The organism is Embleya sp. NPDC001921 (assembly GCF_053594475.1).
Window position 1 is genome coordinate 1 of sequence record NZ_JBSFEO010000025.1, and the last position, 23,552, is coordinate 23,552.

The window sequence follows — 23,552 nt, forward strand, 5'->3', positions numbered from 1 at the left end:
TGCGCATCCGACGCCCGCAGGCGAATGTACGAGTCCACACCGAACGCACGGTAGAAACGGCGAGCGGCCTCGAGATCGGCCACCTCGAGAGTGACCGACGCCAGGGACGCGTCGGCTGCGGTGAAGGCGGGGGAAGCGGGGGAAGCGGTGATTGCCATGACCATCACGCTAGAGGCCGCGCGACACCCGGGGCTTCTCGATTCCTGACCGGTCTCGCCACCTGCTTCGCCACACACGCCGGCATCCCCTCCACCCCGAACGCCGACCCCCCATCGCCGACCACACCCGAAGCATCGGCAGGGTCGGCCGCCGCATCCGCCGCCCGACGCCGAAAGGCCCCGGGCGGCATGCCCACCAACTCGGTGAAACGAGTGGTGAACGTCCCCAACGACGCACAACCCACCGCGAAACAGACCTCGGTCACACTGACGTCACCCCGCCGCAGCAACGCCGCCGCCCGCTCGATCCGACGCGTCATCAAATACGAATACGGCGACTCACCGTACGCCGCCCGGAACTGCCGACTCAGATGCCCCGCCGACATGTTCACATCACGCGCGAGCGCCTCCACATTCAACGGCTGCGCGTACTCCCTGTCGATCCGATCACGAACACGACGCAACCGCGCGAGATCAGCCAGGCGCTGCGCCTGGACGCGCGCACGCCGCCATTCAGGCTTGCACATGAGACCCTCCCCTTCGTCTTTCATCTTCCGTTGCCAACAACGTCTTCGAGCGTCCGGGGTGCCCCCTCGGCGGGCACCCCGAACGCTCGGTGGTGGGGACCGACCCACCGGACCCGACCGGCCGCCGGTCGGACAACTGCCGGACGGCAGCGGGACGCAGTCCGGGCTCATGACCGATTCAACGAGAACCCGCACGCGGCCCCGACGGGCGACCGGCAGGGCAGGCACTTCCGCTCCGGTGCGCCGCCGCGTTCCTTATGGGTGGTCGCGATGTCGGCCCGCACGCCGCAGCGTTACCCGCCGGCTCAGCGCAGCTCCTGGATGCGGACCAGGTTGCCCGCGGGGTCGCGGAACGCGCAGTCGCGGACGCCGTACGGCTGCTCGGTCGGCTCCTGGACGACCTCGGTATCACCGGCCTGCACCTTCTCGAACGTGGCGTTGAGGTCCGGGGTAGCCAGCAGAATCCAGCCGTAGGTGCCCTTGGCCATCATCTCGGTGATCGTGCGGCGCTCGTCCTCGGTGACGCCGGGATCGGCGGCAGGCGGCGCCAGAAGGATCGACGTACCCGGCTGACCGACCGGGCCGACCGTGATCCAACGCATCCTGCCCTGCCCCACATCGCTGCGAACCTCGAAGCCGAGGACGTCGCGGTAGAAGGCGAGCGACGCGTCCGGGTCGTCGTGCGGAAGAGAAGTCGTGTGAATGGTGATGTCCATGGCGAGCAGGTTAGAGCGGCTCCGTGAACCGCGCTTCTCGATCCCTGATCGATCAGGACACACCCGGACGCTCACGACCATGCCACGGCCCTGTACTCGTGAAGCTGCCGTTACCCGCCATGTAGCAGAACGTGATGGCCCAGGGGTGTGGTTTAGCGCTTCGTGTCCAGTTGAGACCGGTGATCGCCACGATGTGGAGATCCAGGTGGGTTGAGGCGCGGAGGCACCGGTGCGGCAGGAGTGGGAGCCAGAGAACCTGATCGAGGTCTGGACGCTTCTTGAGGACGAAGAGGACGAAGTGGTGCGGCTGCGGAACTGTGCCCGGTGGAGCTCTCGCGCGAGCGTCTGATGGCGGCGGTGGTGACCAGGTGCCGCAATGACCACATCGAGCCGCCGGCGCCGGCGAAGGTGCAGCGGCTGGTGGGCCGGGCGGTGACGGACTTCGAGGCCCAGTTCTGCCGCGACAGGTTGGAGCGGATCTCGCATGCGACGCGCTCCCGGCTGGAGGACCTGGTTGTCGGGAGCGGGAGCGAGACGGGCGAGGGAGCGGCCGGTGAGGGCGCGGTGGCGGGCGGCGGCCGGTCGCACTTCGCCGAGTTGAAGAGCGATCCGGGGCGCCGGGGCTGGAGAGCTTGCCGGCGGAGGTGAACAAGCTCCAGCGGGTGCGGTGGCCGGAGCTGCCCGAGGACCTGTTCGCGGACGTGTCGGAGAAGCTGGTGGAGGCGTGGCGGGCGCGGGCGTCGAAGGAGTACCCGGCGAACTTGGAGCGGATGACACCTGCCCGGCGCCTGACGCTGCCGGCCGCGCTGTGCCATGTGCGGCAGACGGAGATCACCGACTCGCTGGTGGACCTGTTCATCCAGTTGGTACTGAAGATCAACACGAGGGCGGAGCGGAAGGTCGACAAGGAGCTGAATGCCGAGCTGAAGAAGATCCGGGGCAGGGAGGGCATGCTGCCGCGGGTCGCCGAGGCGGCGCTGTCCGAGCCTTCGGGGAAGGTGCGGCGGGTGATCTACCCGGTGGTCGGCGGGGAGAAGACGCTCAAGGTGCTGGCGGCGGAGGCCGCGGCGAACGAGGCGCGCCGAGGCCCCAGTCTCGCGCAGTGCGGCCTCGCGCCGATGGTCGGCGGCTCCTTACTCTCCCCCGTCGGCGGAACGGAGCTGGAAGTCGACGACGATGCAACCAACCCGTCCGTCATCGGTGCGGCCGATCCAGACGGGGTAGGCCCCGTCGCCCCGACCGGCACGGAAGGCGATGAGGTTCGGCTCGGGCTCTGTGCCGGGCAGTTCGACGCTGAAATGGCTGTCGAGGGGTACGAACAGGTCCTCGTCCAGCTGGTCTTCGATCACCGTCCGAGTCGCATCCATGAAAGCCACTGTGCCGGTATCCACACCAACCCCGTAGAACTGGCCCTCGCCGAGCAACCCCAAGTCCTCGTCGGGCCGGAGGGCCATTTCCCACTCGCGGGGCGGGATGTCCAGGAACGTCACCCTGGCGGCGGCGACACCGGCCCCATGTGTCGTGCGCAAAAGCGACAACGTGACCGGGAACTCGCCCAGCGGCACAGCGACGGTCCGCGGGGTCTCTCCGATCCAGCCGGGGTCCGAGACCACCAGCTGCCCTGACGTGATCCGCAGCAGCCCGGCGTCAACAGGCTCGACGACGGCCGGCCCATCCGGAGTGTCGCACACACCCGGACTGAACAATTGCTCGATATCGGTGGCGCGCAGCGGTCCCGACCCTTCGTCCACCGACACGTCGCTCAGGACTACGGCCGTGGCGGGCTCGTGGCCCTGCTGGGCGAGGAACGGCGCGAACACCTGCCAGTCGCCGAACTCCGGCACGGGACAGAGGAAGCTCTCGACGGGCGCCGCGAACCGCCGCACGGGGACGCTCGACGGGCCGGAGGCCCAAGCGTGCGGTGACTCCGTCGACGCTCCCCTCGGCCCGGCAAACTCGGACCTCACCTCGACCTGCCCGTCGGCCGAGACGGTCGTGGTCTCCTGAACATCCCACTTACCGAACGAGTACTCCTGCTCGTTGGAAAACTGCCATCGGGTGCTCTGCTGAGCCAGCAACACCCCCGTGCTGTGCGGCTTGAGGTCGATCATCTGCATGCACCGGGATCTGTCGTCGAACAGATATACACGCCACATCCGGTGCGGCCAGTATTCGACCAGTGCCAGCGGTCGCTCCCGCGCTGACAGCAGAACCGCGTAATCCACCCCGGCAGCATGCTTGCGTGCCGCGAGCGCGCGCGACATCGGTTTTGGATGGGTCATTCCCCGATAGGAACCCCACATCTCGCCGTACGACACATCAAGACTGTCGAAGATCACAGCCGCATATCTCCCGCCCGTGGCACCAGCCACCCTGAGCAGTGGCGCTCGACGGGTGACCGCTGCCGCAACGCCCTGCCCTTCCGAAGCTTCGTTGTGCCGCCAGTCTGACACCGGGGTGTGACAGAGAGGGTTGTGGGAGGCCCGCAACCTGGGATTACCGACGAAATGAGCCGGCCCAGATCTCGCAGGCTTCCGCGTCCCCACCGTCTACAAATCACCCGCGATGAAATCCGTCGACCGATCAGCAGTCGACCGACCGCCGGAACCTCGTCCTGGACGAGGCCGGGATCGAGGACCCGGTCGCCTTCGAGGATGCTGCGGGCACCTCCAGCCGCCTCCACCCGCTTCAGCGCCCGAAGTTCGCCGAACTGCTCGTGTACGCGCGGCCGGGCGACACCGTCCACATCCCCGAAATGTTCCGCCTGGTGCGCGGCACCGGGCACATCCTCGACGTGCTCGACGTCCTCCACCGCGACCGCCTCGCCCTGCGCATCCACGACGGGGCGTTCTCCGCGATGGACCTCACCGCCCGCCACCCGCGCACGGCGAACTGCTGTCCACCGTGCAGTACTTGGTGCAGACCCTCGCCGCACCTACGCCAAGGCGTGGCGACCGTGGCAGCGGTTCTCCGCGCCGCGGCGCCTGCCCGTCGACGAAGGCGGCCGCCGTTCGCTCGCCGCGTTCGTCGCGTGGGTGCTGCGCGAGGGCGGTCGAACGGCACCGGCTACGCGCCGAGTTCCGCGTCGACGATCCTCGCCGCGTTCGTCGTCGGGTTGCGCGAGCGGGGCGTGCACGTCACCCGCGACGACCAGGCCGAGGCCCGCAAGGCGTTGGACGGGCTGACCGTGCGCCTGCTGCAGGACGGCCAACGACGCGGACGCGGCCAGGCCAAGGGCGTGAACGCGGGGGACTTGTACACCGTGGTCGGCCTGCTCCGACACCCTCACCGGGCATCGCGACCACGCGCTGATCCTCGCCGAACTGCACTACGCCTCCCGCACCCAGGACCCCGCCGATCTCCTCGCCCGCGACGTCGCCCTCCACCCGCACGGCCTGGTCGTGGCCATCCTCACCGGCAAGACGCACAGTCGGTCCGCGACGCCCGGATCCTGCGCCAACGCGACCCCGAGATCTGCCCGGTGCGGGCCTGGTAGACCCACTGCGCACCCTCGCCGCCGAGGTGTCGGACCTCGATGATCGACAGGCCGTCGTTCGGCACCTCGTTGGACAGGTCCGGGTTGTTGGCCACCGTGATGGAGGGGCCGGCGGATTCGGAGACCGGGGAACCCACCCTCGATGTCGGCGGTGGCTGCGGTGTCGGGCGCGGCGGCGTCGACGAGCCCGGGGAGTCGGGCGGCGAGGTCCGCGGCCGACTCGCCGGGCTCCCTTCCCAAGCTTTCGGCGGCTCGGGCGAGTTGATCCCCGCCGACGACCGAAACGATCCGGTCGGCGGTGATCGCCTCGTTGGGGCCGTCGCCGACTCACGGCCGAACCCGAGACTCCGGGCCGGCTTGGGCCAGGCCGGCGGGCGGTGCCTTGTACTACTTGTTGCCCTTCATTGCAGGGGGTGATGGCCGAAAGGCCAGAAAGCGCGGACTTGGGACAGTTGGCCGTCGCAGCGCGGCCCCCCGCACTGTCTGGCGGCAGGATTGGGCCCATGGACGAGTCGAGCACGCTCCCACCAGATGCGGCACATGTAGGCAACCGACTGAGCGAATGGGCCGACGACGATGAGCGGGTCGGCGCGATGATGCCGGACGGCCCGCGAAGCCACGGCGAGGCATGTTGGAGCGTCCTGGAACCCATGGGACTGGTCCGTCGTCAGCCACCCGGAGAAGCCCATGACGGCCCGCGAGACCCCGCTGAATTGGATGCGGCCCTGCGCCGCAGGCTCACCGTCGACAGCGCACCCTTGTGGATCATGGCGACGCTGACCCAGTTTCTGGCGATGGACGGGGGCCCACCCGAGGAGTTCGTTGCCAAGGCCCGCGCGTTGGCGGATGACTTGGTCGAGTTGCTGGGTCCCGAGGGTGACTGGCGGGCGAACGGTGACTATGTCGTGCGGCGCGTGCGGGGCGAAGGCCATCCACCCGAGCCGTTGTCGAACGCCCCGGAAGGCGCGCGTTGGTCGCCCGGCGGAACATGGGTACCCGTAACCGTTGCCCCCTTCGATGCCGCAGTCGTCGGCCGGGGCGCAGGCCACTGCGTAGTCATCGTCAGAGCGGAAGCCTGAGGCGATACCGGCGGCTTCGAGGTCACGAGGCCGCGAGGCCGCTCGCGCAGTTGATCGAATCGGATCTGCAGGCCTCGCGGGGTGCCTTTCAACGCACGCTTCAGGAAACGTACGGGTCGCGGAAGTAGCTCAGCGCCGGTTGCTCCATGTGCGAGGGCTCCGGCCAGATACGGACATACGAGATCAGGCGCGTCCGCCTCCCCGCCGGTATACGCGACGGGCGGCGAGTGCGGCTCAAAGGGCTCGGCAACCCAGGTAACGGCGGCAAGGCGCAGGGGTTGCGGGTCGCGGTCGTCGGTCCGGGCCGCCGAGGCACGGCCGGCCGGGCCCGCCTCGTGGGTGCGTCGCCGCCGGCGAGCCAGTCCATCACCAAGTCACAGGTCCAGCCGGCGTCGGCGAGATCGCGGGTGATCCACGCGATCCGGGGCACGGCCGTCCGCCGCAACCACGGCACCCTCGCGACCGGTTCCTCGTCGCCGATGAACGCGAGGTAGACGCTCGCCCCGATCCACCGACCATTGCGGGTGACTTTGCCGATGCGGCCGAGCGCCGGGTGGTCGTCGAGTGCAAGCAGGGCGTCCACGTGGCCGCGTTCGAGGGTGCACTGGTCGCGGGCGTGGCGTACACCTGCGTCCTGGTCACCCCTCCGCGCAGCGTGGACGTTTGCTGAACGGTCGGATCGGGTGCGGACCGGTCGATAGAATCGCCGGACAAGGCTGGGGGGAGGCGCAGATGGGTAATCTCGGTGGATATCAGACGATAACGACGGTTATCAAGAGCCTCGGTGGGCCCGCCAAGGCCACGGCCATCGTCGGGTCCGGGGTCGCCACGGGTGGCTATGTGGTCCTGCGATGCGCCGAAGCCGGAGTGAAGAAGGCAGTCAAAGCGTCGAAGGCCGCTCTCGCGAAGAGGAACGCGCTCTGCGCGACGAAGGACCAAATCTTCGAGGTCGTCTCCGACGGCGAAGACGGCAGCGGCCTGAGGTTGAGGGCAGGCGACGAGTACCGCGTGATGGAGTGCGACGGGGACGCGGTCCAGATCGAGGTGCTGGACGGTGCCGGCAATCCCTACTTCGTGTCCGCCGGGTTCTTGAGGTCGGTCTCGGGCTTCCCGGCACAAGACGCCGACTCCGCGAATGACCAGTAACGATAAGACAAACGCGGCTACGTCTCCCACGGCAGCGTCATCTTCGCCACCCTGATCATCTGGCTCCGCACATGATCCGCGGGACAGAACCCAGCTGTTGAAGAAGTTCCGGATCTCACGCGACAGCGTGTGGATCAACGGCCCCCGACGGCGAATCAGTTGCCAGACCCGCCGGGCCGCCCAGCTCGCTGCGCAGGTCAGAGATGGTATGGCCTCAGTGGATGCCAATGGGGCCAGGGGCATTTCGTCTCCGTGGCCCGACGGGTGGTGGTTACTCGAACTTGTTCGCAACCATGGCACGACCTTTTCGGATGCACCGTACTCCGCCCCGGGCCGGCCGACCGCACATCCGTTGGCGGGAAGGAACTCCCCCTTTCCGACGCGACAGACGGGGCGGGCCATCACCTCGGGGAAGCACCCTTGACACTCCTCGAACCCGCCCCGGACCCGGCCCGGACCCGGCCCGGACCCGGCCGAACCGCGCGCCGAACCGCGCGATGTGTCGGCCCGGGCTCGACACATCGGATCCTGACTTGCCCCCAGAGGCAACTCGATTGCCCCAGCAGGCAATATCCACACGCGCCGAAGGTCCCATTGCGCGACGCCCCTTCCCGCCGGTCGGGAAGGGCCGGCCCGGCCACTCGGGATCCCGGAACCGTTCAGGGCGTGGGGTGGTGGGCGAGCCAGTCCTGGAGTTCGCGGTGGCGGAACTGGTAGGCGATCCCGGTGGTGCGCAGGAGACCGGCCTCGTCGGCGTGGTGGAGGAAGCGGCCCAGGCGCCAGGGCAGCCGATGGGGACCGCGACGGACGCACATCAGGAAGGCGATGTACCGATGTCCCGCTTCTCCGAACACGCACGCGATCGCGGCTCCGAGCGTGGTTCCGAGTGCGACCCCGACGCCGGCCCCGAACACCAGGCCGAACGCGAGACCGTAGATGAGGCCGCCCATGGTTCCGATCACGAGTCCGGACACGAGGTCCAGCCGTACGGGATCGCGTGGCCCCTTGCGTCTGAGCGTGTGGTCGTCGCTCGTGAATCCGCACAGGACCAGGAGCACGCACAGGATTACCCCCGCGATGCCGCCGGCAAGTCCACCGACCTTTTCGACGTTCAGGCCGTTCTCGTGGGCGAATCGACCCAGCGGAGCGAGTCCGATATCGCCCTTGCCGCCCTGTGCCACAAGCACGCTTCCGAACGCGAGCCCGGGCATGACACCGACCAGGGACGCGACCCCGAGCGAGTTCGTGGCTTGGCTACGGCCCCGGCGGGTCCGCAGTCGGGACGGGTTGGCATGCCGTGGTGTCGTCCACGCTCCCCACCGGTCCAATGCCAGGGTGGGAAGGAGGATCAGGGCGGCCGCGTCCGCGCCCAGGAGGCCGTACGTCGACGACTCGAAGTCGAGTGTGCCGATGCCCGCTGCGAGCATCACCACTACGGCGATCAGCACCGTGTGGATCCCGCGGGCGCGTCGCTCACCGGCCAGGGGCCACAGGTCGTGCAGGACCAGGTCGCTTCCGGACGGCGTTCTTCGTGCAACCGTCCGTCCGGTGGCGGTGTTGGTGTGCAGATATCCGGCGAGGACGGCCAGCCAGCCGTGGACCCGCTCCCGGGTATGGCGCGAGCAGGGCCCGTCGGGAGCGGTGAGCGCGGCGACGGCGGTACGGACGTAGAGCTCGTTGAGGTGGTCGCGCATGGCCGCCGCGTGGGCCAGGGCCGGCGACAGGAGGTGCCGCGGCGCGTGCGGGTACGCCCCCGTCCCGGGTTCGCGTTGTTCGTGGACGGTCACAGCGGTGGTCAGCCGCCACGGGGTCGACAGCCCTCGCGCGAGCGTTCCGAACGGGTCGGTGTCCAGAGCGTGGATCACGTCCCTCCATCGGGTGCGGTCGTCGACACGGGCGAGGATGAAGTCCCGGGCCTGGGCGGGCGTAACGGGAGTGACCTCGACGCGAGCGGCGTCCCTGGCCCACACGTCCAGCGCGTCGTAGGGACCGCTGCGGCAGGTCACCACCACTCCCGCGAGTTCCCGCCCTCTGGTGTAGGCGTTCAACGCGCGCAGGGCCCGTCGCGCTCGCGGACCCCCGCGAACGCCACCGGCGGGTCCACCCGGGGCTCCTCCGGCGTCGGTGGCGTCCATCTCGTCCAGCCCATCCAGAACCGGCAGGATCATGCCCGCCTCGACCAACGCCTTCGCCGTGTCGCCGGCCACCTGGTACACCCGCTCCAGATGGTCGCGCACCCAAGTCTCCACCGCCCGGCCCGCTTCGGCGGCCTGCCCGACACGGCCCACATCGTCGTCGGGCAGGGTCGTCCAGGACGCCAGGGACATCCGCACCGGCACCGGATCCCTCGCGTCACGTCCCTCCAACAGGGCCAACAGGAGCTCGAGAGCCAGAACCGTCTTACCCGATCCGGGCGCCCCCGTGATCACCAGACGACGAGGGCGCAACCTTCGGTAATAGTCGACGACCGCGCCCAGACGCCCATCGGGATCCGCGCCCTCGGCATTGCGTGCCGGCGCGGGGCGCAGCGCGAACCGCAGATCGATCGGCTTGTGATCGTTGCCCAACAACCGCGCCCGCTCCGGGCTTTCGGCACGCAGGACCTTGTCGGCAAGCCGGCCGGCCATCACGGTCACATCGGTCATCTGCAGGCGGAACGAGACGAACGACATATACGCCGCCCCCGCGCCGATGCCCAACCCCGGCAACGCGATGGCCGCGCTCAGCCAGTCGACGTCCCCCCGTTTGACCTCGTGCGATCCCCACCCGACGACCCACGCCACACCCACCAGACACAGCGCGGCCCATGCCCACCCGGCCGCGCGCCCCCTACGTCGCCCCATGACCGGTCATCATGACGACCCGCGCCCTCGCCGCGTCGGATTATTTCCCGATCGCAACCCGGTACGCGTCGCCGCAGTCGCGCACCGGCCTGGGGTATGCACGATTCCATGGGGTGGACGGCGTCTGAAGCGATGGCGTCCTTCCTCGCCCCGACGCCGTCATCCTGCGACGGGACGTCGGGGGCGAACGCGTACTCCTCGGCAACCGGCGGTCCGGTGCGCGATACCGGCGGGCGGATCCGGACGGGGACGCGCCCGTCCGGATCCCTGTCGCGTCACCCCCGTCGGTGCTTCCACCCTCGGTCGGTACGGGTCAGTTCGCGGAAGCCGGCGGCGATCAGCCGCCCGATCGCGTCCGTATCGTCGGCCGACTCGTAGGCGAGCACGCGGTCGACCCCGGCCAGGCGGAGCCACTGGGCCGCTTGGGCCAGGAGCCAGTCCTCCAACCCGTCGACGCGGTGGGCCGGTTCGACGACGAGGTTGCCGATGTCGGCCAATCCTCCGTTGCGGGCCAGCCGTTCGGGTCGGTCGAGGGCGGTGTCCACTTCGACGAAGCCGAGGACGCGGCCGTCGAGGTGGGCCGTCAGCCGGGTTCCGCACTCGCCGAGCGTGCGCCGAACCACCGGTCGGGGCGTCGACGGCTCGACGGGCGGCGACGGCAGGTCTGCGACCTCGGCGAGCAAAACCACTTCGGTGTGGCCGGTGTGCCGAAAGCCTGCCCGCTCGTAGGCCGCCCGCACGTGCGGCCACACATCGGGCACGCCGTAGACCCCGGGAGCGGGCAGGGCTCCGTCGGCATAGCGGACCCGCACGTGCCAACGCGCCAACCGGGCCAGGCACGCGGCCATGAGCTGATCCGCCGCCGTCTCGGAGTCGGGCCGGAACGACGCCGGTGGCCGGTGGACGAACCATGCGATCTCGCCCGCGCCGCGATGGTCCGGGCCGACCTCGGCGTCGTCGCGATAGCGCAGCAGATGCGCGGCGGCGACCACGGCCCCCCGCTGCTCGGCGACCAGGGTGACCCGCTCCGCCACCCACGGGTCGATGACGAACTCATCCGGGCGCCGGGAGAGTTGCCCCAGAACGGTATTGACGGACACTGACGCGCCGGGCACGACGGCAGCGACATGCGCGTTGACGAGCTCGGTCAACTGGTCGCGATCGTCGCGATGAAAGGGGCGCACGATGAGAGCGGGCATGGAGGACCTCCGAACGGATTCGCCACGAGGAAGGAGGCCGCCATGCGATGCGGTATGGCGTCGACACTACCTCACGCGGCCCGCCGCCCGCCCCGCCGCGGATGCCGGCGGCGGGACTTCCGGGCGACGGCGGGGTGTCACCACGGTACGCACCACCGCGGCGACGGACCGGCGATGCAATCGCGGCGGGTGGGCACGACGTCGATCCGACGGGCTGCGAAAGCGGCGACGGACCGGCGACTCGGTCCCGGCGGTGGGCACGACGTCGATCCGACGGGCTGCGAAAGCGGTGACGGACCGGCGACTCGGTCCCGGCGGGTGGGCACGACGTCGATCCGACGGGCTGCGATACCGTCGATCGATGATCGACACGCGGTGGGACATCCTGCTCCTCGGCGGCGCCTCGGGCCTGGGCAAGAGTCGGGCGGCGGCCGAACTGGCCCGGGAGTCGGGGGCGTTCGTGGTGGAGTTCGACGACGTGGTCGGCGCGGTCCAGGCCATCACCGACGCGATGACCCATCCCGGCCTGCACCACTTCCCTCGGCTTCCCGACTCCGCGCGGCTGAGTCCCGACCTGGAATTGCAGCTCCAGATCGCCACCGCCATCGCGCTGGAACCCGCCGTCGTCGGCGTCGTCGGCAATCGGCTGACCGTCCCCGTACCGGCCGTCGTGGAAGGCGACTACATCACGCCGGCCGCCGCCGCCCGGGCGATCCGCGCGGGTGCCGCCGCCGGGCGCAGCGTACGGGCGGTGTTCCTGCACGAGGACGACGTCGCGCAGATTGTCGCCAACTACGCCGACCGCGAGCCGGAGCTCGGCAGCCAGACGCAGCGGGCCGAGGTCGGCGTGCGCTATTCCCGGTGGCTCGCCGACGAGGCCGGGCAGCTCGGGCTGCCCGTGGTCGCCTGCCGCCCCTGGCACACCCTCACCACGCGCATCACGCGGGCGGACGTCCCGGACGGCAGGTCGGCGGCCGGGCGCGGCTTCGGCTGACCCGCAGCGCCGGGCTCAGTGGGGGCGGCGGGAGAACGGCAGGTCCGCACTGTGCGACGCGCCACCGCCCGTACTCGGCGGTTCGACGGTTGCGGCGGCTTGGCCGAAGCAGTCCGCCATCTCCCCGATCCCGATCCCGATGCCGTGCTTGTCGCGAAGCTCGCCGATCAGGTGCAACTCGACCGGGATCGGGAGGTAGGTGGGGAGGCTGGCGACGAGGGCGAGCGCGAAGGCGAGACCGCGGCGGCGACCGCGGTCGGAGCGGGTTCGCAGGGCCCGGATCCAGCCGAGATGGAAGAGCACGAGCCCGAGCGCACCGCACGTCGGCGCGGCCAGGAGCAGCATCCAGTCACGCATGGGCACCGGCTCATAGGGGCACCGCGCCTCCGCCACGTTCCCGAACCGAACGAACGCCGTCGTCCCGGCCACCGTCAGCGCGACCGAACACCACATCACCCCAGCCCGACGGCCCATGCCCGCGCCGCCCATGGTCCCCCGCCCCGCCCCGCGTTCCGCTGCGGCCTCGCGGTGATTGCCGGGCGGATCGCCCATCACCCATCACCCATCACCCATCACCCATGGACGCGCGGGCCGCCGATCGGTGCCGCCCACCCCGGCACTCGGATCAGCCGCCGTTCACCGTCACCTTGGAGACGACGCCCGCCGACAGTTGCCATCGGGCCACGACGCGCTGATAGTCACCGCGGGCCAGCAGTCGCTCCAGTGCCTGCCGGATTGCGTCGCGCAGTGGGGTGTCGGTGTTGCGGAAGGCGATTCCGTACGGCTCGGCGTCGATCTGCTCCTCCACGACCCGGAGGCCGCCGGCCGAGTTCTGCGCGGCGTACACGGCGGCGGGATAGTCGAACAGCCCCGCGTCCGCTTCGCCTCGGCGGATCCGCCCGGCCGCTTCGTCCATGGTGGGATAGGAAACCTTGGCGACTCCGCCGCCGGATGTGCAGGTGCCGCCTGCCGTGGTGACGAGATCTTCCTGGATCGTGGCGTGGACGATCGCCACCTTGCACCCGCACAGGTCGGAAAGGCCGCGGATACGCCGGGGGTTGCCATCGGGGAGCAGAATCGCGGTGCCGGCCCGGAAGTAGTCGACGAAATCGATCCCGTCGGCCCGGCGCCCCGGCGTATCCACCATCGAGGACATGATCAGGTCGATCCGCTCGGACTTGAGCGCGGGCACCAGTGTCGCGAAGGGCATGTTTTCCAGGTGCACCCCGACACCGAGTTGTTCGCCGATCGCCTTGGCCAGATCGGCGGTCATCCCGATCACCGCCTTGGCGTCGACGTCCAGGAACTCGTTGGGCGGATAGGTGGCGTCCACCCCGACGGCGAGGGGCCGCCCATCCTTGTACTTGTCGGGCAGCAGGTGGTGCAGCGGAGCGGCGCCGGCCGCGCCCACACCCGCCGGCGGTTGGGAGCCGTGCGCGCCCGGCGCGCCTCCCGCCGGCCCGTTCCCGGACGAACTCGCGTTCTGCGAGGACTTGTTCGCCGCCGGGCCGGTGTTCCCGCCGTCGTCCCGGGTGAGCAGGTACGTGGTTCCGCCCGCAAGCGCCGCAGCCGCCACCGAGCCGCCGATCAACAACCGGCGGCGCGCCATCCCGGAACCCTTCGCAGGTGGCGGGAACACCGGCCGCGGGGGTGCCGGAACCGGCGCCCACTCGGGAACCGGTGCCTGCGCGAGGGCCGGCGACTGCGCAGGCCCGAACGGCGGCTGCCCGGCCTCCGGCGGCGGCACCGTCGCGGTGACCGCCTCCGGCGGCTGCCTCGGGTACGTCGGCGGCACGCCCACCGCCTCCGCCTCCGTCACCGCCTCCGCCTCCGCCTCCGCCTCCGTCACCGCCTCCGTCACCGGCTCCGCGGGCCGGTTGCGGACCAGCGCGGAATGCGCCGCCGGCAGCCAGTCGTCCGCCGCCTGCAGCGCCGACCCGCCCAGCAACCCGAGAAGCCGCGCGGGCGTCGGCCGCTCCGCGGGGTCCTTGTGCAGGCAGGCCGCGATCAGGGGCCGCAGGCCCTCCGGCACGGCCTCCAGTCGTGGCTCTTCGTACACCACCCGAAACAGCAGTTGCGCCGCTTCCCCCGCTCCGAACGCCGACCCGCCCGTCGTCGCATACGTCAGCACCAGGCCGACCGCGAACACGTCGCTCGCGGGCCCGACCTCGCCCCCCCTGGCCTGCTCGGGCGACAGGAAGCCCGGCGAGCCGACCAGGTGCCCGGTCCGGGTGAGCTCACTCGTGCCGTGCACCATCCGGGCGATACCGAAGTCGATGACCCGCGGGCCGTCGGCGGTCAGCAGCACGTTGGACGGCTTGAGGTCGCGATGCACCAAGCCGACCGCGTGGATCGCGACCAGCGACTCGGCCAGCCCGGCGGCCAACAGCCGCGCGCTCGACTCGGGCAGCGGCCCGTGCGCGGTCACGGCCCGGGTCAGCGAGGGGCCGCTGATGTACGCGGTGGCCAGCCACGGCGTCTCGGCGTCGGCGTCCGCGTCGACGAACGCGGCCGTCCAGAAGCCGCCGATCCGCCGCATCGCCGAAATCTCGGCCGCGAACCGCCGCCGGAAGTGCGGGTCCGCGGCCAACTCCGCATGCACCGTCTTGACCGCCACCAACCGCCCGCCGGGCGATCGGGCCAGGAACACCTGCCCCATGCCGCCCGCCCCGAGCCGGCCCAGCACCGCGAACGAACCGATCCACCGCGGATCCTCCGCCCCGACCGCGTCCACCACTGCCCCAACTCCCGCCCGTCGATCCGTCGCAACATCACCGTACGGGACGCGTGATCGACCCCTCGCCCACCCGATCGGGCGAACCCGCGACCCCGTGTCGTGCACGGGGGTTCGGCGCCTCGCGTTCACAGCGGGGCGTGCTGCTGCCGCAGGTGCCGAGGCGTCGCCCGGGTTGCTGGGTCCGCCAGTCTGCGGACGGTCGGGATCCGGTCGCGGAGCGGGCGGTTTCCGAGGCCCCCGCGGAGAGGGCTCTCGCCGAGAGGAGATTCCGGCGGCCGTGCCGCAGGTCTGGCTCGGGGGGCGCCGGTGGCCAGGACGCGGACGGCCCGGACGACGTCGCGGGCCACCGGACAAATGCCTGCACTGGGCAGGGAATGTGGCTTGAGGGAACGTCAGGACGTCAGCGCCTGCATCTCCCCCGCGCGAATGTCGCCGACGGCGGTGGTACGGGTTGCGGCCAAGGTGCCGGTCTGGCCGCCGCCGGTCCAGGTGATGGTCCAGTGGGTGGTGGCGGTGACGGTGTGGATGCCGGGTCGAACGTACGTGTGTCCACAGTCCGGGCTCGATTGCGCACCCCGGGCCGGGGCGTACGGCGTGCCCGGCGTGGCACAGGTGACGACGGCGCCGTCGCCCATCGTCCAGGTGATGTGGTCGACCCGGGCCGTCGCGGTCACCGACAACCCGGGAACCGCCGCGGTCGCCGTCGCCGGACCCCACGCCGCCGGAGTGGCATCCACCCACAACCACGTCGGCAGTCCGACCAACCCGGTCTTCCCCGGCCCCGGAGTGAGGTGAACCGCAGGCGCGTCCAAAGGGATTTGAGCGGACGCCCGAGCACCGAGCTCCGCAGGAGTCGGCGGCGGAGCCGCGACACCACCACCACCCGGATCGGGATCGACACTGCCCATGCACTGGGCCGCATTCAAAACGCGCGCAGCCCCCGGACACTGCGTGTCGTCCGGATCCCTGGGATCCACCTCCACCGGAGCCGTACCGGTACCGGTACCAGTCCCCGCCGGCACCGTCGAACCCCCACCGGTGGATTTCCCGGGCGGTTTTCCGGGGGTAGCGGCCCCCAAGTTCAACTCGCTGCCGTCGCCGCCCAGTTCGATGTCCACACCAGGCGGCAGTGGCGGGGGTGTCGGCGTTTCGGCCCAGGCATGAGCGGTGCCGGCCACCAGGATGAGGGCCGTCGCCGTAGCGACTCGACTGGTCAGCATGTGCGGTCCCTTTCCGAGCGCATGTCCGCGATCACCCAAGCGCCTCCGGCGCTCGGCTGTTGGGCGATGAAGGTTTTGACGTACCTGGGCGACTGCGTGGGTACGGAGAACGGCTTGCCGGTGTCTCGGTAGACCGGGACGCGTTGGCTGGTGTCGATGCAGTCCTCCACCGTGACCGAAGGCGGCGTACCGGTGAGCGCTGTCATCACCACCTTCGGGGCTTTCACCCCCTGGGGCCCGCGCACAACGACCCCGTCGTTGTCGACCTGGGTCACAACGCCCCGCAGGAGTGCGGCGGCGCGGCCCGTTGCGACCTTGCCCAAAGCTCCTTCGTCAAGCGGGTCCCCGCCCTCCAGCGCCGCCTGAAGAGTCCTGAAGCGGTCGTATACCTCGAGGACCTGGGTTCGTGCCGCATCCTCGGCGCTCGCCGTGTGCGGGGCTTGGCTCACTGGTGGAGCCGATGACGGACGGGGCTTCGGCTTGGACTCGTCCGCCCCGCCGCACCCTGCCATGGCCACCATCGACAGCAGCACGGCTATCGCGGCTGTTCCCCTGCTCCGGCTCACACGCCCTCCCCGACGATCCGATCACACAACGTACCGAGGAGGTGTCTCAGCGCCCAGACCCGTAACGACTTCACGTCTCTCCTCAAGGATTACCCGCATGCAAGATGGCGCTATATGCGGCTTCTTCGCTACCCCGCGGCGCGGGAGTTGGGGGTTCGGCGGCGGGCTTCGAGGAGGGAGCGGAGGAGGTGGATGGTGTCGTCTTCCATGTCGCAGCCGAGGTCGTCGAGGAGGCGGTTGAGGCGGGCGGCGTAGGCCTCGAGTTCGTTGATGTCGCCGGAGAGGTAGGCGGCGCGGAACATCAGGCGGTAGAGCATCTCGGATTCGGGGCAGACCTCGAGGCCCTTGCCGAGGGCGAGCTTCGCGCCGCGGATGTCTCCGTCGCGCAGGCGTAGTTCGCCCAGGCGGGCGGCGACGTCGACGATCGAGGAGGTCATGTCCTGGCGCAGGTATTCGGCCCAGATGTAGCGGCGTGGGCTGGTGCCGCCGAACGGACGACCGCGGACCAGGGACAGTGCCGTGGTCAGGTCGGGGCCGCCGAGGGGGCCCAGGCGCATGCCCTTGCGGGCCAGGCGTTGGAAGCGGGTCCAGTCGCAGGTCACGCCCGGGGCGAAGCGGTAGCCGGCGTCGCCGATCATCGGCAGGTAGGGGGTGCCGTCGGGGTTGGTGCCCAGCCAGCGGCGGAGTTTGCTCATCGCGGTGTGGCGGTTGGTGGCGGAGCCGCTGTCGGGCCAGATCGCGGCGTCGACGTCGCTGTGGCCGAGGCCCGGGTTGAGGACGAGGTAGGCGGCGAGTTCGGTGAGGCGGGCGCGTTTGCTGGCCTCGGCCGGGTCGCCCACGCCGACGATCTCCACCGGTCCCAGGACGCGGATCTCCGGTCCGGTGTGGCGTGTGCTGGGTACGCCGGTCAGCGCCGGTTCGGCCTCCGCGGATGTGGATGCGGCAGCTTCCGTGGAGGGGGACGTCGTGGGCAGGATCGTCGAGGAGGTCTCGGCCATGGTCTCCTCCCATGCCTGGGCCCAGGCGGCGTCCTCGTCGTCCGGGGTGGGCAGGGAGTCCAACCAGGCGCCGACGTCGGCGTGTTCGTCCTCGGTGGATGATGCCGGGATCGATGCCGGATCGACGTCCGCCGCTTGGCCGTCGTCGCCCTGGGCCTCGGATCCGACGGACCCGAGGAAGGACCTGAACGGGGCGACGGGCGGGGCGGTGGAGGCGGGGACGGGGACGGAGACGGAGACGGAGACGGGAACGGTCCCGGAAGTGGAGGTGGGCGCGTCGGCGACTTCTGTGGATTCGGCGGCTTCGGTGGATTCGGTGGTGTGGGTATCGTGTTCCGGTTCCGCGGCTGGGGCGGGCGCGTCCTCGACGACGGTCACGTCCTCGGTCGGCTCCGGCCCTGGGCCGATCTCCGGCTCCGGCTCCGGCTCGCGGCCCCCCGCCACCGGACCCGGATCACCGACGGCGACAGTGGCATCGACGGCGTCGACGGCGTCGACAGCCGCGCTGTCGCCTGCGGAATCGGCGCCGCTGTTCTCGATCGGCGGTACGACGCCGATCGTCGGGTTGTGCAGCGGCTTCGCGGGCGGGGTCGGTGACGTGGGACCGCCCGACAGCGGGAACGTGGCTACTGCGGTGGGTACTCCGCGAGGGACGAGCGTTCCGCTGTCGAAGGGCGGCTCGGCGTAGGCCGTCACGGTGATGACACCGCGGTCGGGCGCGGCCGGCACAGCCGTCCCGGTGGCCGTCGACGCAGCCGCGTCGTTCGGCGTCACCACGGAAGCCTCCGCACCACCGTCCCCGGCCACTGCCCCAGCCGCGTCCCCGACAGCGTCGGCGGCTGCGTCGCCGGTCGCGTCGTCCGTCTCCGGAGCGGGATGCCCCTTCGTGTCCTCCGCCGCGGTGAAGATGCCCACCAGGGCCGCGAGTTCCTCGTCCGGCAGGCGGTGGAGGGTGGCCTCGGCGTCGAGGCCGGGCAGCATGGTCGGGTCGGGACCGCTGGGCAGGGTGTACCAATGCTCGGGCGCCTCGGAGTCGGCAGGCGCGGGGGCGACGACGGCCCAGGCGGTGCGGGTTGCGTGGCCTTCCAGGCGTCGCAGCGCGGTGATCGCGTCGGCGTCGAGGGGCTCCCGGGACAGCACGATCTCCGGGGGCCAGGTGTCGGGGGCGGCGCCGATGGTGCGGGCCGCGCGGGCGGAGGGCGTGTACTCGCGGGTGAGGACCTCGGCGCACGCGTCGTGCCAGCCGGCCAGGCGCGACAGTGCCTCGGCGGTCGATGCCGCGCGGAAGACCTTCTGTCCCGGAAGGGGGTCGAGTGCGCCGAGGTCGTCGTCGAGGCCGACGACGGTCACCGACACGTTCTCCCCGCGCGGCCCGGTCAGCAGCGCGACGGCCAGGGTGCGCAGGATCTGTCGCTGCTGGTCGGGGGTGCCGTCGAGGAGGGTGACGGGGCAGGACTCCAGGTCCAGGAGGACCTCGCCGATGGCCGTACGGGCGATCGGGGCCAGTGCCGGGCAAGGGGCGGGCAAGACCCGGGCGCGCTCGGGGCCGACCAGGGGCGCGTCGACCGGGCAGAACCAGCGGGTGGTGTCGCCGTCGACGGCGTTGAAGGGGGCGATGGGCGGTTCGGCGGTACGCAGGCGCAGTTCGAGGCCGGCGAGGGTGAGGTGGCCGGTGGTGAAGGCGGGCATCGGGCGGCCCGCGTCGGCGAGTTCGATGCCCAGCGTGCTCAGGGCCAGGTCGAGGAACTCGGCGCCTTCGGGTCGTTCCGCGGCGCGCAGGCGCTGTTCGTACGCTGCCGGGCCGGGGGCGGGCATCGCGATGCGCCGGTGGGCGCGACGTTCACGCTGCTGGAGCCGTCGGCGTACGCCCACGGCGGCGATCAGTCCGGCACCGGCCAGCGCGCCGACGCCGATACCGATCGGGACCAGGGACAAAGCCTCGTCACCGTCGTCATCTCCGTCGACGGCCGCAGGCACTGCTGGCGCGCCGGGCGCGCCGGGCTGCGCCGAAGGCGCGGGGGCGTCGGCCCCGGCGGGCGGTTGCGTCGCGGGCGCATCCGTGGACGCCGGTGCCGGGGCCTGGGCCGTTTCGGCCGGCGCGGGCTGCTGAATACCGGGGTCCTGCGCGGGAGGCGCCGGTACGTCGGCGACCGGAGGCTGTTCACCGGGTGGCTGGGCGGGCGGCACCTGAGCGGGCGGAGTCTGGGTCTGCGGGTCCTGCGCAGGCGGCACTTGGGCCGGCGGCGTCTGAGCGGGCGGTGCCTGCTCGGACGGCCCCGCGGTGGCACCCCCCGCGCCAGGCGACGACGCGCCGGGATCTGCCGCACGTGTCGAGGGCGCGCCGGGCACGGTCTCCGGAGCTGCCGCCGCAGGATCTGCCGATGCGCCGGGAGCTTCCGCTGCGGGCGGAGCGGCCTGCGTGTCCGAAGCCGTCGGCAGGTTCAGCACCCACCCGGTCTCGATCACGTCGGGATCGGTCAGCGCACCCCCGCCCGCCTGCGGCCGGTCCTTGTTGGCCTCGAAGAGCAACGTCCAGTCGGGGTCGCCCAGTTCGCGCTGCGCGATGGCGGAGAGGGTGTCGCCCGAGCGCACCGTGACGGTACGGGGCGTGTCGCCGGCCGGTGCCTGTGCGGGGGCGGCGGGGGCGGCGGGGTCGGCGCTCTCGGGCGCGGTCGCGGCGGGCGGCGTGGTGGCGCGGGCGCCGGCCGGCATCCGCAGGATCCAGCCGACGTCGATGTCGTCGGCGGCCCGGAAGGTGTGCCCGTCGGTCATGACGCGGCCGTCGTTGAGTTCGGCGATCTCGTGCCAGCGGGCGCCGTCGCCCAGGGTGCGTTCGGCGATGTCCCACAGGGTGTCGCCGCGTTGGACGGTGTACGTGGGTCCGGCCGGGGCTGCGCTGCCTCGCGCGGTGGCGGGCGCGGCGGGTGTGGCCTGCGCGGTCGTGTCGACGCCGGCGGGCGCGGACGCGGCGGCCACCGGGGCGGCGTGTGCGGCCAGGGCGGGTCCGGCGGACATGGTCAGGGCCAGGCCGCCGAGGAGGAACGCGGCCAGGCGTTGGCTCCAGCGGAATCCGCGTACCGCGCGGCGGGTACGCCCCCGCAGCGCCGCCGGGATCTCCCAGAGCACGGAGCCGGCCAGGATCGCCCACGCGAGCCAGCCGACCGCGAGCGCGGCGACGTAGGCGACGCCGGCGTCGGCGGGCCGCTCCACGAGTGCCTCGAAGGTGAGGTCGTCGCGGTCGGGGAAGCGGGGCGCCAGGGTACGGGTCGCCAGGAACAGGACGGTGGGCATCGCGGCCAGAACCGCGGCCAGCGCCACCAGACTTGCCAGGGCCCGCAGGGGCGCGATGGGGGCGCGGCGCCGGCGGTCGGGGGTGGGACGGGTGGCGTTCATGATGTGTTGCCCTCCGGTGCGATGACGCCGTGGACGAGGGTGACCCGCGCGGTGGCGGAGACGGATCCGTCGGTGAGCATCCCGCTGAAGACGGGTTTGAAGGGGACGGTGACGGTGACGGTGAGCGTGACCCGGTCGGCGCCGACCGACACGGTGCCGCTCGCGCCCGCGCGGGCCAGGTAGGCGCGAGCGGTCGCGGCCGGGACCGCGGCGTTGGGGTTCATCTGCACCGCGCCGTCCTGGATGGCGGCGGCCGGGTCGATGGCCTGGGCGGCGGCGCGCGCGGCCTCGGCGGCGAGGCTGTCCGCGCGCTGGGCGGCGCGCAGTCGGCCGCCGCCGTCGACGACCAGCCCGATCAACAACAGGACCGCGATGGCGACGCCCGCGAAGAGCAGGCTGACACTGCCCTCGTCCCGCGCCCCCAGGGGCCTTCGCCGTCCCGCCGGCGGCCGCGGCGCGGGCACCGCGCGACGTGCCCGCGACCTGGGCCGCGTCCCGGGTCCGGGGCGGCCGGCCGGTTCTTCGGGCGCGCCCGCGTACGCGCGAGCCACGTCGACGCAGCCCGAAGCGGAGCGATCGCGGTGTCGCCCACACGAGTACGCGGGAGCGGTGTCGCCCCCGCCGCCCCTGCCGCCCCAAGCGCAACCGGTGCCGCCCCCACCCTCCCCGGCGGGAACGATGGCGCCCCCGCCCGCCCGGCCGGAAACCGCGTCGGCCCCGCTCCCCCCGGCGGGAACGGCGTCGCCCCCGCCCACCCGAACGAACGCGATGTCGGCGACGCCCACCCCACCGGAAGCAGTGCCGGCCCCGCCCACCCCACCGGAAACGGTGCCGATCCCGCCCACCCCACCGGAAGCAGTGCCGGCCCCGCCCACTCCACCAAAAGCAGTTCCGATCCCGCCCACCCCGGTGGCAGCAGTGTCCATCCAGCCGCCCCGATCGAAAGCCGCGTCGCTCCCACGCACTCGGCCGAAGTCCTCGTCGTGCCCGCGCCCGTCCGCGAGCGTGGCGCCGCTCATCCCCGCGCCCGATAGGTGTCGAGCGGGGACACGAACGTGGAAGTCATCGACTTGGTCCCCAGGTTGGGCAGGCCGGGCGCGGCGAGGTCGCCGAGCGGGAGGCGGCAGGTGACGGTCGCGGTGACGGAGGCGACGGTGCCCACGGGCGCGGCGAAGCCGGAGGTGTCCACGGTGACCGTGGTGCTCGCGCAGTGCAGCCCCTGCTGGGACAGCGTGGCGCCGGCCGCGCTGACGGCACGGCTCTGGGCGTCGCCGGCCGTACGGGCCGAAGTCGCGGCCCTGGCTGCGGCCTTCGCTGCGGCGTCCACGGCCGACCCCGCCAGGGTGACCCGTCCGGCCAACACGCCCAGCAACAGCAGGGCGATCAACGCCGGTACCAGGATGGCCACTTCGAGGGCGACCGAGCCGCTGTCGCGACCGTCCACGCGAGCGCGCCGCCCCGCCCCGGGCGCGCGAGCGCTCGCGGAGGCGGTCGTAAGGGTGGTCGCGAGGGCTATTGCAGGGGTGGTCGCGACGACGATCGCCGGGCGGATCGCGGGGGCGGGTGCAATCGCCCGGCCAATCGCAGCGGCGGCTGCACCCGCGGACACGGAGACGGCCGCCGGAGCCGCCCCTCCTCGGGCACGATCGCGGCGCGGGCGAAAACAGGGTGCCAACACGGGTGTCGTCCTCCTCTCCGGGTTCCGGGAACGGCGGCGGGTCACGGGGTGATCGAATCTCGCGGGGTAGTCGGATCCCACAGGTAATCGGGTGATACGGAAGGCAGGTGCCACGGGAAATCAGGTACTGCGGAAAATCGCGTGTCACGGCACGAACGGATCCCACCGCTCCACCGGCGCCTGCGCGTCCTGCGTGATCGTGATGTCCGGCAGCAGCGGCACGATCGACAGGCACTTGGCGGTGACCCGCACCCGTACCGTGTCGGCGGTGCTGCCCGACGTGGACACGCTCGGGTTGCGCAGGCCCAGGTTGTCGGCGGCCTGCCGGGCGCGGTCCGCCGCGCTCTGCGGGCTGCCGATCCGATAGGCCCGGCCGGATTCGACGCCCTCGCGGGCGGCGGCCAGCGCCGCCTCGCGGGCGAACCACCACAGGCAGCCCTGCAGGGTCACCAGGATCAGGGTCAGCACCACCGGCATGAGGATGGCCAGTTGCAGCGAGGTGGTCCCGCCGTCCGGTTCCAGCTCCCGATATCGGCGACGGACGCGGCCGAGCGGGTGGAGCGGGTGGAGCATGTCAGAACCCATTGATGATGCTGATCTTCCCGTTCACGACCTTCGTGATGACCGCGATCAGCCCCACCGCCAGTACACCCACCCCGGCGGCGATCAAGGCGACCTCCAGGCTCGTGAGCCCGGCGTCGGAGCCTTCCTCCTCGACCTTGCGCCGGTAGCGGTCGCGCACGGTCAGGGCGAAGGTCAGGGCGAAGTGGAGCGCGGCGTTGTACATGAGTTCCCTCCGTGT

General features: G+C 71.6%; 20 protein-coding genes and 2 pseudogenes. 5 read left to right on the forward strand and 17 right to left on the reverse strand.

Features of this window, described 5'->3' with window-relative positions; translation table 11 throughout:
- The 3 genes and pseudogenes from ACWCPW_RS27075 to ACWCPW_RS27085 all read right to left on the reverse strand — a co-directional run.
- Positions 1-164 (reverse strand): annotated as a pseudogene (locus ACWCPW_RS27075) (glyoxalase); the annotation flags it as partial.
- Positions 164-685: a helix-turn-helix transcriptional regulator gene (locus ACWCPW_RS27080; RefSeq protein WP_449764198.1), complete on the reverse strand. Its 522-nt coding sequence runs from the start codon at positions 683-685 to the stop codon at positions 164-166. The gene ACWCPW_RS27080 and the pseudogene ACWCPW_RS27075, both read right to left, overlap by 1 nt.
- Before the next feature lie 305 nt (positions 686-990).
- On the reverse strand, positions 991-1,401 hold the full coding sequence (locus tag ACWCPW_RS27085; RefSeq protein ID WP_395861761.1) for a VOC family protein: 411 nt from the start codon (positions 1,399-1,401) through the stop codon (positions 991-993).
- Positions 1,402-1,725: 324 nt separating this feature from the next.
- Between ACWCPW_RS27085 and ACWCPW_RS27090 the strand changes: the two genes are divergently transcribed.
- Complete coding sequence (locus ACWCPW_RS27090; protein ID WP_449764199.1) at positions 1,726-2,049, forward strand: hypothetical protein; 324 nt, start codon at positions 1,726-1,728, stop codon at positions 2,047-2,049.
- 485 nt (positions 2,050-2,534) lie between these two features.
- Here ACWCPW_RS27090 and ACWCPW_RS27095 read toward each other — a convergent pair whose 3' ends face one another.
- Positions 2,535-3,740: a DUF4241 domain-containing protein gene (locus ACWCPW_RS27095; RefSeq protein WP_449764200.1), complete on the reverse strand. Its 1,206-nt coding sequence runs from the start codon at positions 3,738-3,740 to the stop codon at positions 2,535-2,537.
- A gap of 290 nt (positions 3,741-4,030) precedes the next feature.
- Here ACWCPW_RS27095 and ACWCPW_RS27100 point away from each other — a divergent pair, with 290 nt between their 5' ends.
- Positions 4,031-4,897, forward strand: a complete 867-nt coding sequence (locus ACWCPW_RS27100; protein WP_449764290.1) for a recombinase family protein — start codon at positions 4,031-4,033, stop codon at positions 4,895-4,897.
- On the opposite strand, the gene ACWCPW_RS27105 is transcribed toward ACWCPW_RS27100, so the two are convergent.
- On the reverse strand, positions 4,813-4,992 hold the full coding sequence (locus ACWCPW_RS27105) for a hypothetical protein (protein WP_449764201.1): 180 nt from the start codon (positions 4,990-4,992) through the stop codon (positions 4,813-4,815). The genes ACWCPW_RS27100 and ACWCPW_RS27105 overlap by 85 nt on opposite strands.
- Before the next feature lie 67 nt (positions 4,993-5,059).
- Positions 5,060-5,212 (reverse strand): annotated as a pseudogene (locus ACWCPW_RS27110) (hypothetical protein); the annotation flags it as partial.
- A 188-nt stretch (positions 5,213-5,400) separates the two neighbouring features.
- Between ACWCPW_RS27110 and ACWCPW_RS27115 the strand changes: the two are divergent.
- Both ACWCPW_RS27115 and ACWCPW_RS27120 read left to right on the forward strand, forming a co-directional pair.
- Complete coding sequence (locus ACWCPW_RS27115; RefSeq protein ID WP_449764202.1) at positions 5,401-5,976, forward strand: hypothetical protein; 576 nt, start codon at positions 5,401-5,403, stop codon at positions 5,974-5,976.
- Between the two features lie 732 nt (positions 5,977-6,708).
- Positions 6,709-7,122: a hypothetical protein gene (locus ACWCPW_RS27120; protein WP_449764203.1), complete on the forward strand. Its 414-nt coding sequence runs from the start codon at positions 6,709-6,711 to the stop codon at positions 7,120-7,122.
- 659 nt (positions 7,123-7,781) lie between these two features.
- On the opposite strand, the gene ACWCPW_RS27125 is transcribed toward ACWCPW_RS27120, so the two are convergent.
- Both ACWCPW_RS27125 and ACWCPW_RS27130 read right to left on the reverse strand, forming a co-directional pair.
- Positions 7,782-9,965 carry an NACHT domain-containing protein gene (locus ACWCPW_RS27125; protein ID WP_449764204.1) on the reverse strand — a complete coding sequence of 728 codons (2,184 nt, stop codon included), beginning with the start codon at positions 9,963-9,965 and terminating at the stop codon, positions 7,782-7,784.
- A gap of 275 nt (positions 9,966-10,240) precedes the next feature.
- Positions 10,241-11,164, reverse strand: a complete 924-nt coding sequence (locus ACWCPW_RS27130; protein WP_449764205.1) for a GNAT family N-acetyltransferase — start codon at positions 11,162-11,164, stop codon at positions 10,241-10,243.
- Positions 11,165-11,525: 361 nt separating this feature from the next.
- Between ACWCPW_RS27130 and ACWCPW_RS27135 the strand changes: the two genes are divergently transcribed.
- The gene (locus ACWCPW_RS27135) at positions 11,526-12,158 is read left to right on the forward strand and encodes a hypothetical protein (protein WP_449764206.1); all 633 of its coding nucleotides are present in this window, start codon (positions 11,526-11,528) and stop codon (positions 12,156-12,158) included.
- A gap of 15 nt (positions 12,159-12,173) precedes the next feature.
- On the opposite strand, the gene ACWCPW_RS27140 is transcribed toward ACWCPW_RS27135, so the two are convergent.
- The 9 genes from ACWCPW_RS27140 to ACWCPW_RS27180 all read right to left on the reverse strand — a co-directional run bounded on the left by ACWCPW_RS27140 (position 12,174) and on the right by ACWCPW_RS27180 (position 23,537).
- Positions 12,174-12,515, reverse strand: a complete 342-nt coding sequence (locus tag ACWCPW_RS27140) for a hypothetical protein (RefSeq protein WP_449764207.1) — start codon at positions 12,513-12,515, stop codon at positions 12,174-12,176.
- A gap of 268 nt (positions 12,516-12,783) precedes the next feature.
- Complete coding sequence (locus ACWCPW_RS27145; protein WP_449764208.1) at positions 12,784-14,892, reverse strand: bifunctional serine/threonine-protein kinase/transporter substrate-binding domain-containing protein; 2,109 nt, start codon at positions 14,890-14,892, stop codon at positions 12,784-12,786.
- 395 nt (positions 14,893-15,287) lie between these two features.
- A complete protein-coding gene (locus tag ACWCPW_RS27150; RefSeq protein ID WP_449764209.1) occupies positions 15,288-15,632 on the reverse strand; it encodes a hypothetical protein in 345 nt (114 codons plus the stop codon).
- Positions 15,633-16,108: 476 nt separating this feature from the next.
- The gene (locus tag ACWCPW_RS27155) at positions 16,109-16,564 is read right to left on the reverse strand and encodes a hypothetical protein (RefSeq protein WP_449764210.1); all 456 of its coding nucleotides are present in this window, start codon (positions 16,562-16,564) and stop codon (positions 16,109-16,111) included.
- Positions 16,565-16,809: 245 nt separating this feature from the next.
- Positions 16,810-21,072 (reverse strand): LysM peptidoglycan-binding domain-containing protein, encoded by a 4,263-nt coding sequence (locus ACWCPW_RS27160; RefSeq protein WP_449764211.1) that lies wholly within the window; start codon positions 21,070-21,072, stop codon positions 16,810-16,812.
- Positions 21,069-21,536 (reverse strand): pilus assembly protein TadG-related protein, encoded by a 468-nt coding sequence (locus ACWCPW_RS27165; protein WP_449764212.1) that lies wholly within the window; start codon positions 21,534-21,536, stop codon positions 21,069-21,071. Before ACWCPW_RS27165 ends, ACWCPW_RS27160 begins: the two co-directional genes overlap by 4 nt.
- A gap of 551 nt (positions 21,537-22,087) precedes the next feature.
- Positions 22,088-22,516 carry a TadE/TadG family type IV pilus assembly protein gene (locus tag ACWCPW_RS27170; RefSeq protein WP_449764213.1) on the reverse strand — a complete coding sequence of 143 codons (429 nt, stop codon included), beginning with the start codon at positions 22,514-22,516 and terminating at the stop codon, positions 22,088-22,090.
- Between the two features lie 378 nt (positions 22,517-22,894).
- Positions 22,895-23,323, reverse strand: coding sequence for a TadE/TadG family type IV pilus assembly protein (locus ACWCPW_RS27175; RefSeq protein ID WP_449764214.1), 429 nt, complete (start codon positions 23,321-23,323; stop codon positions 22,895-22,897).
- Between the two features lies 1 nt (position 23,324).
- Positions 23,325-23,537, reverse strand: a complete 213-nt coding sequence (locus tag ACWCPW_RS27180) for a hypothetical protein (RefSeq protein WP_395871027.1) — start codon at positions 23,535-23,537, stop codon at positions 23,325-23,327.
- Positions 23,538-23,552 lie beyond the last annotated feature (15 nt).

Excerpts from the sequence above, each read along its gene's own strand:
- ACWCPW_RS27080 (WP_449764198.1), bottom strand. The coding sequence starts at position 685 with ATGTGCAAGCCTGAATGGCGGCGTGCGCGCGTCCAGGCGCAGCGCCTG.
- ACWCPW_RS27085 (WP_395861761.1), bottom strand. The coding sequence starts at position 1,401 with ATGGACATCACCATTCACACGACTTCTCTTCCGCACGACGACCCGGAC.
- ACWCPW_RS27115 (WP_449764202.1), top strand. The coding sequence starts at position 5,401 with ATGGACGAGTCGAGCACGCTCCCACCAGATGCGGCACATGTAGGCAAC.
- ACWCPW_RS27120 (WP_449764203.1), top strand. The coding sequence starts at position 6,709 with ATGGGTAATCTCGGTGGATATCAGACGATAACGACGGTTATCAAGAGC.
- ACWCPW_RS27125 (WP_449764204.1), bottom strand. The coding sequence starts at position 9,965 with ATGGGGCGACGTAGGGGGCGCGCGGCCGGGTGGGCATGGGCCGCGCTG.
- ACWCPW_RS27130 (WP_449764205.1), bottom strand. The coding sequence starts at position 11,164 with ATGCCCGCTCTCATCGTGCGCCCCTTTCATCGCGACGATCGCGACCAG.
- ACWCPW_RS27135 (WP_449764206.1), top strand. The coding sequence starts at position 11,526 with ATGATCGACACGCGGTGGGACATCCTGCTCCTCGGCGGCGCCTCGGGC.
- ACWCPW_RS27140 (WP_449764207.1), bottom strand. The coding sequence starts at position 12,515 with ATGCGTGACTGGATGCTGCTCCTGGCCGCGCCGACGTGCGGTGCGCTC.
- ACWCPW_RS27160 (WP_449764211.1), bottom strand. The coding sequence starts at position 21,072 with ATGAACGCCACCCGTCCCACCCCCGACCGCCGGCGCCGCGCCCCCATC.
- ACWCPW_RS27175 (WP_449764214.1), bottom strand. The coding sequence starts at position 23,323 with ATGCTCCACCCGCTCCACCCGCTCGGCCGCGTCCGTCGCCGATATCGG.
- ACWCPW_RS27180 (WP_395871027.1), bottom strand. The coding sequence starts at position 23,537 with ATGTACAACGCCGCGCTCCACTTCGCCCTGACCTTCGCCCTGACCGTG.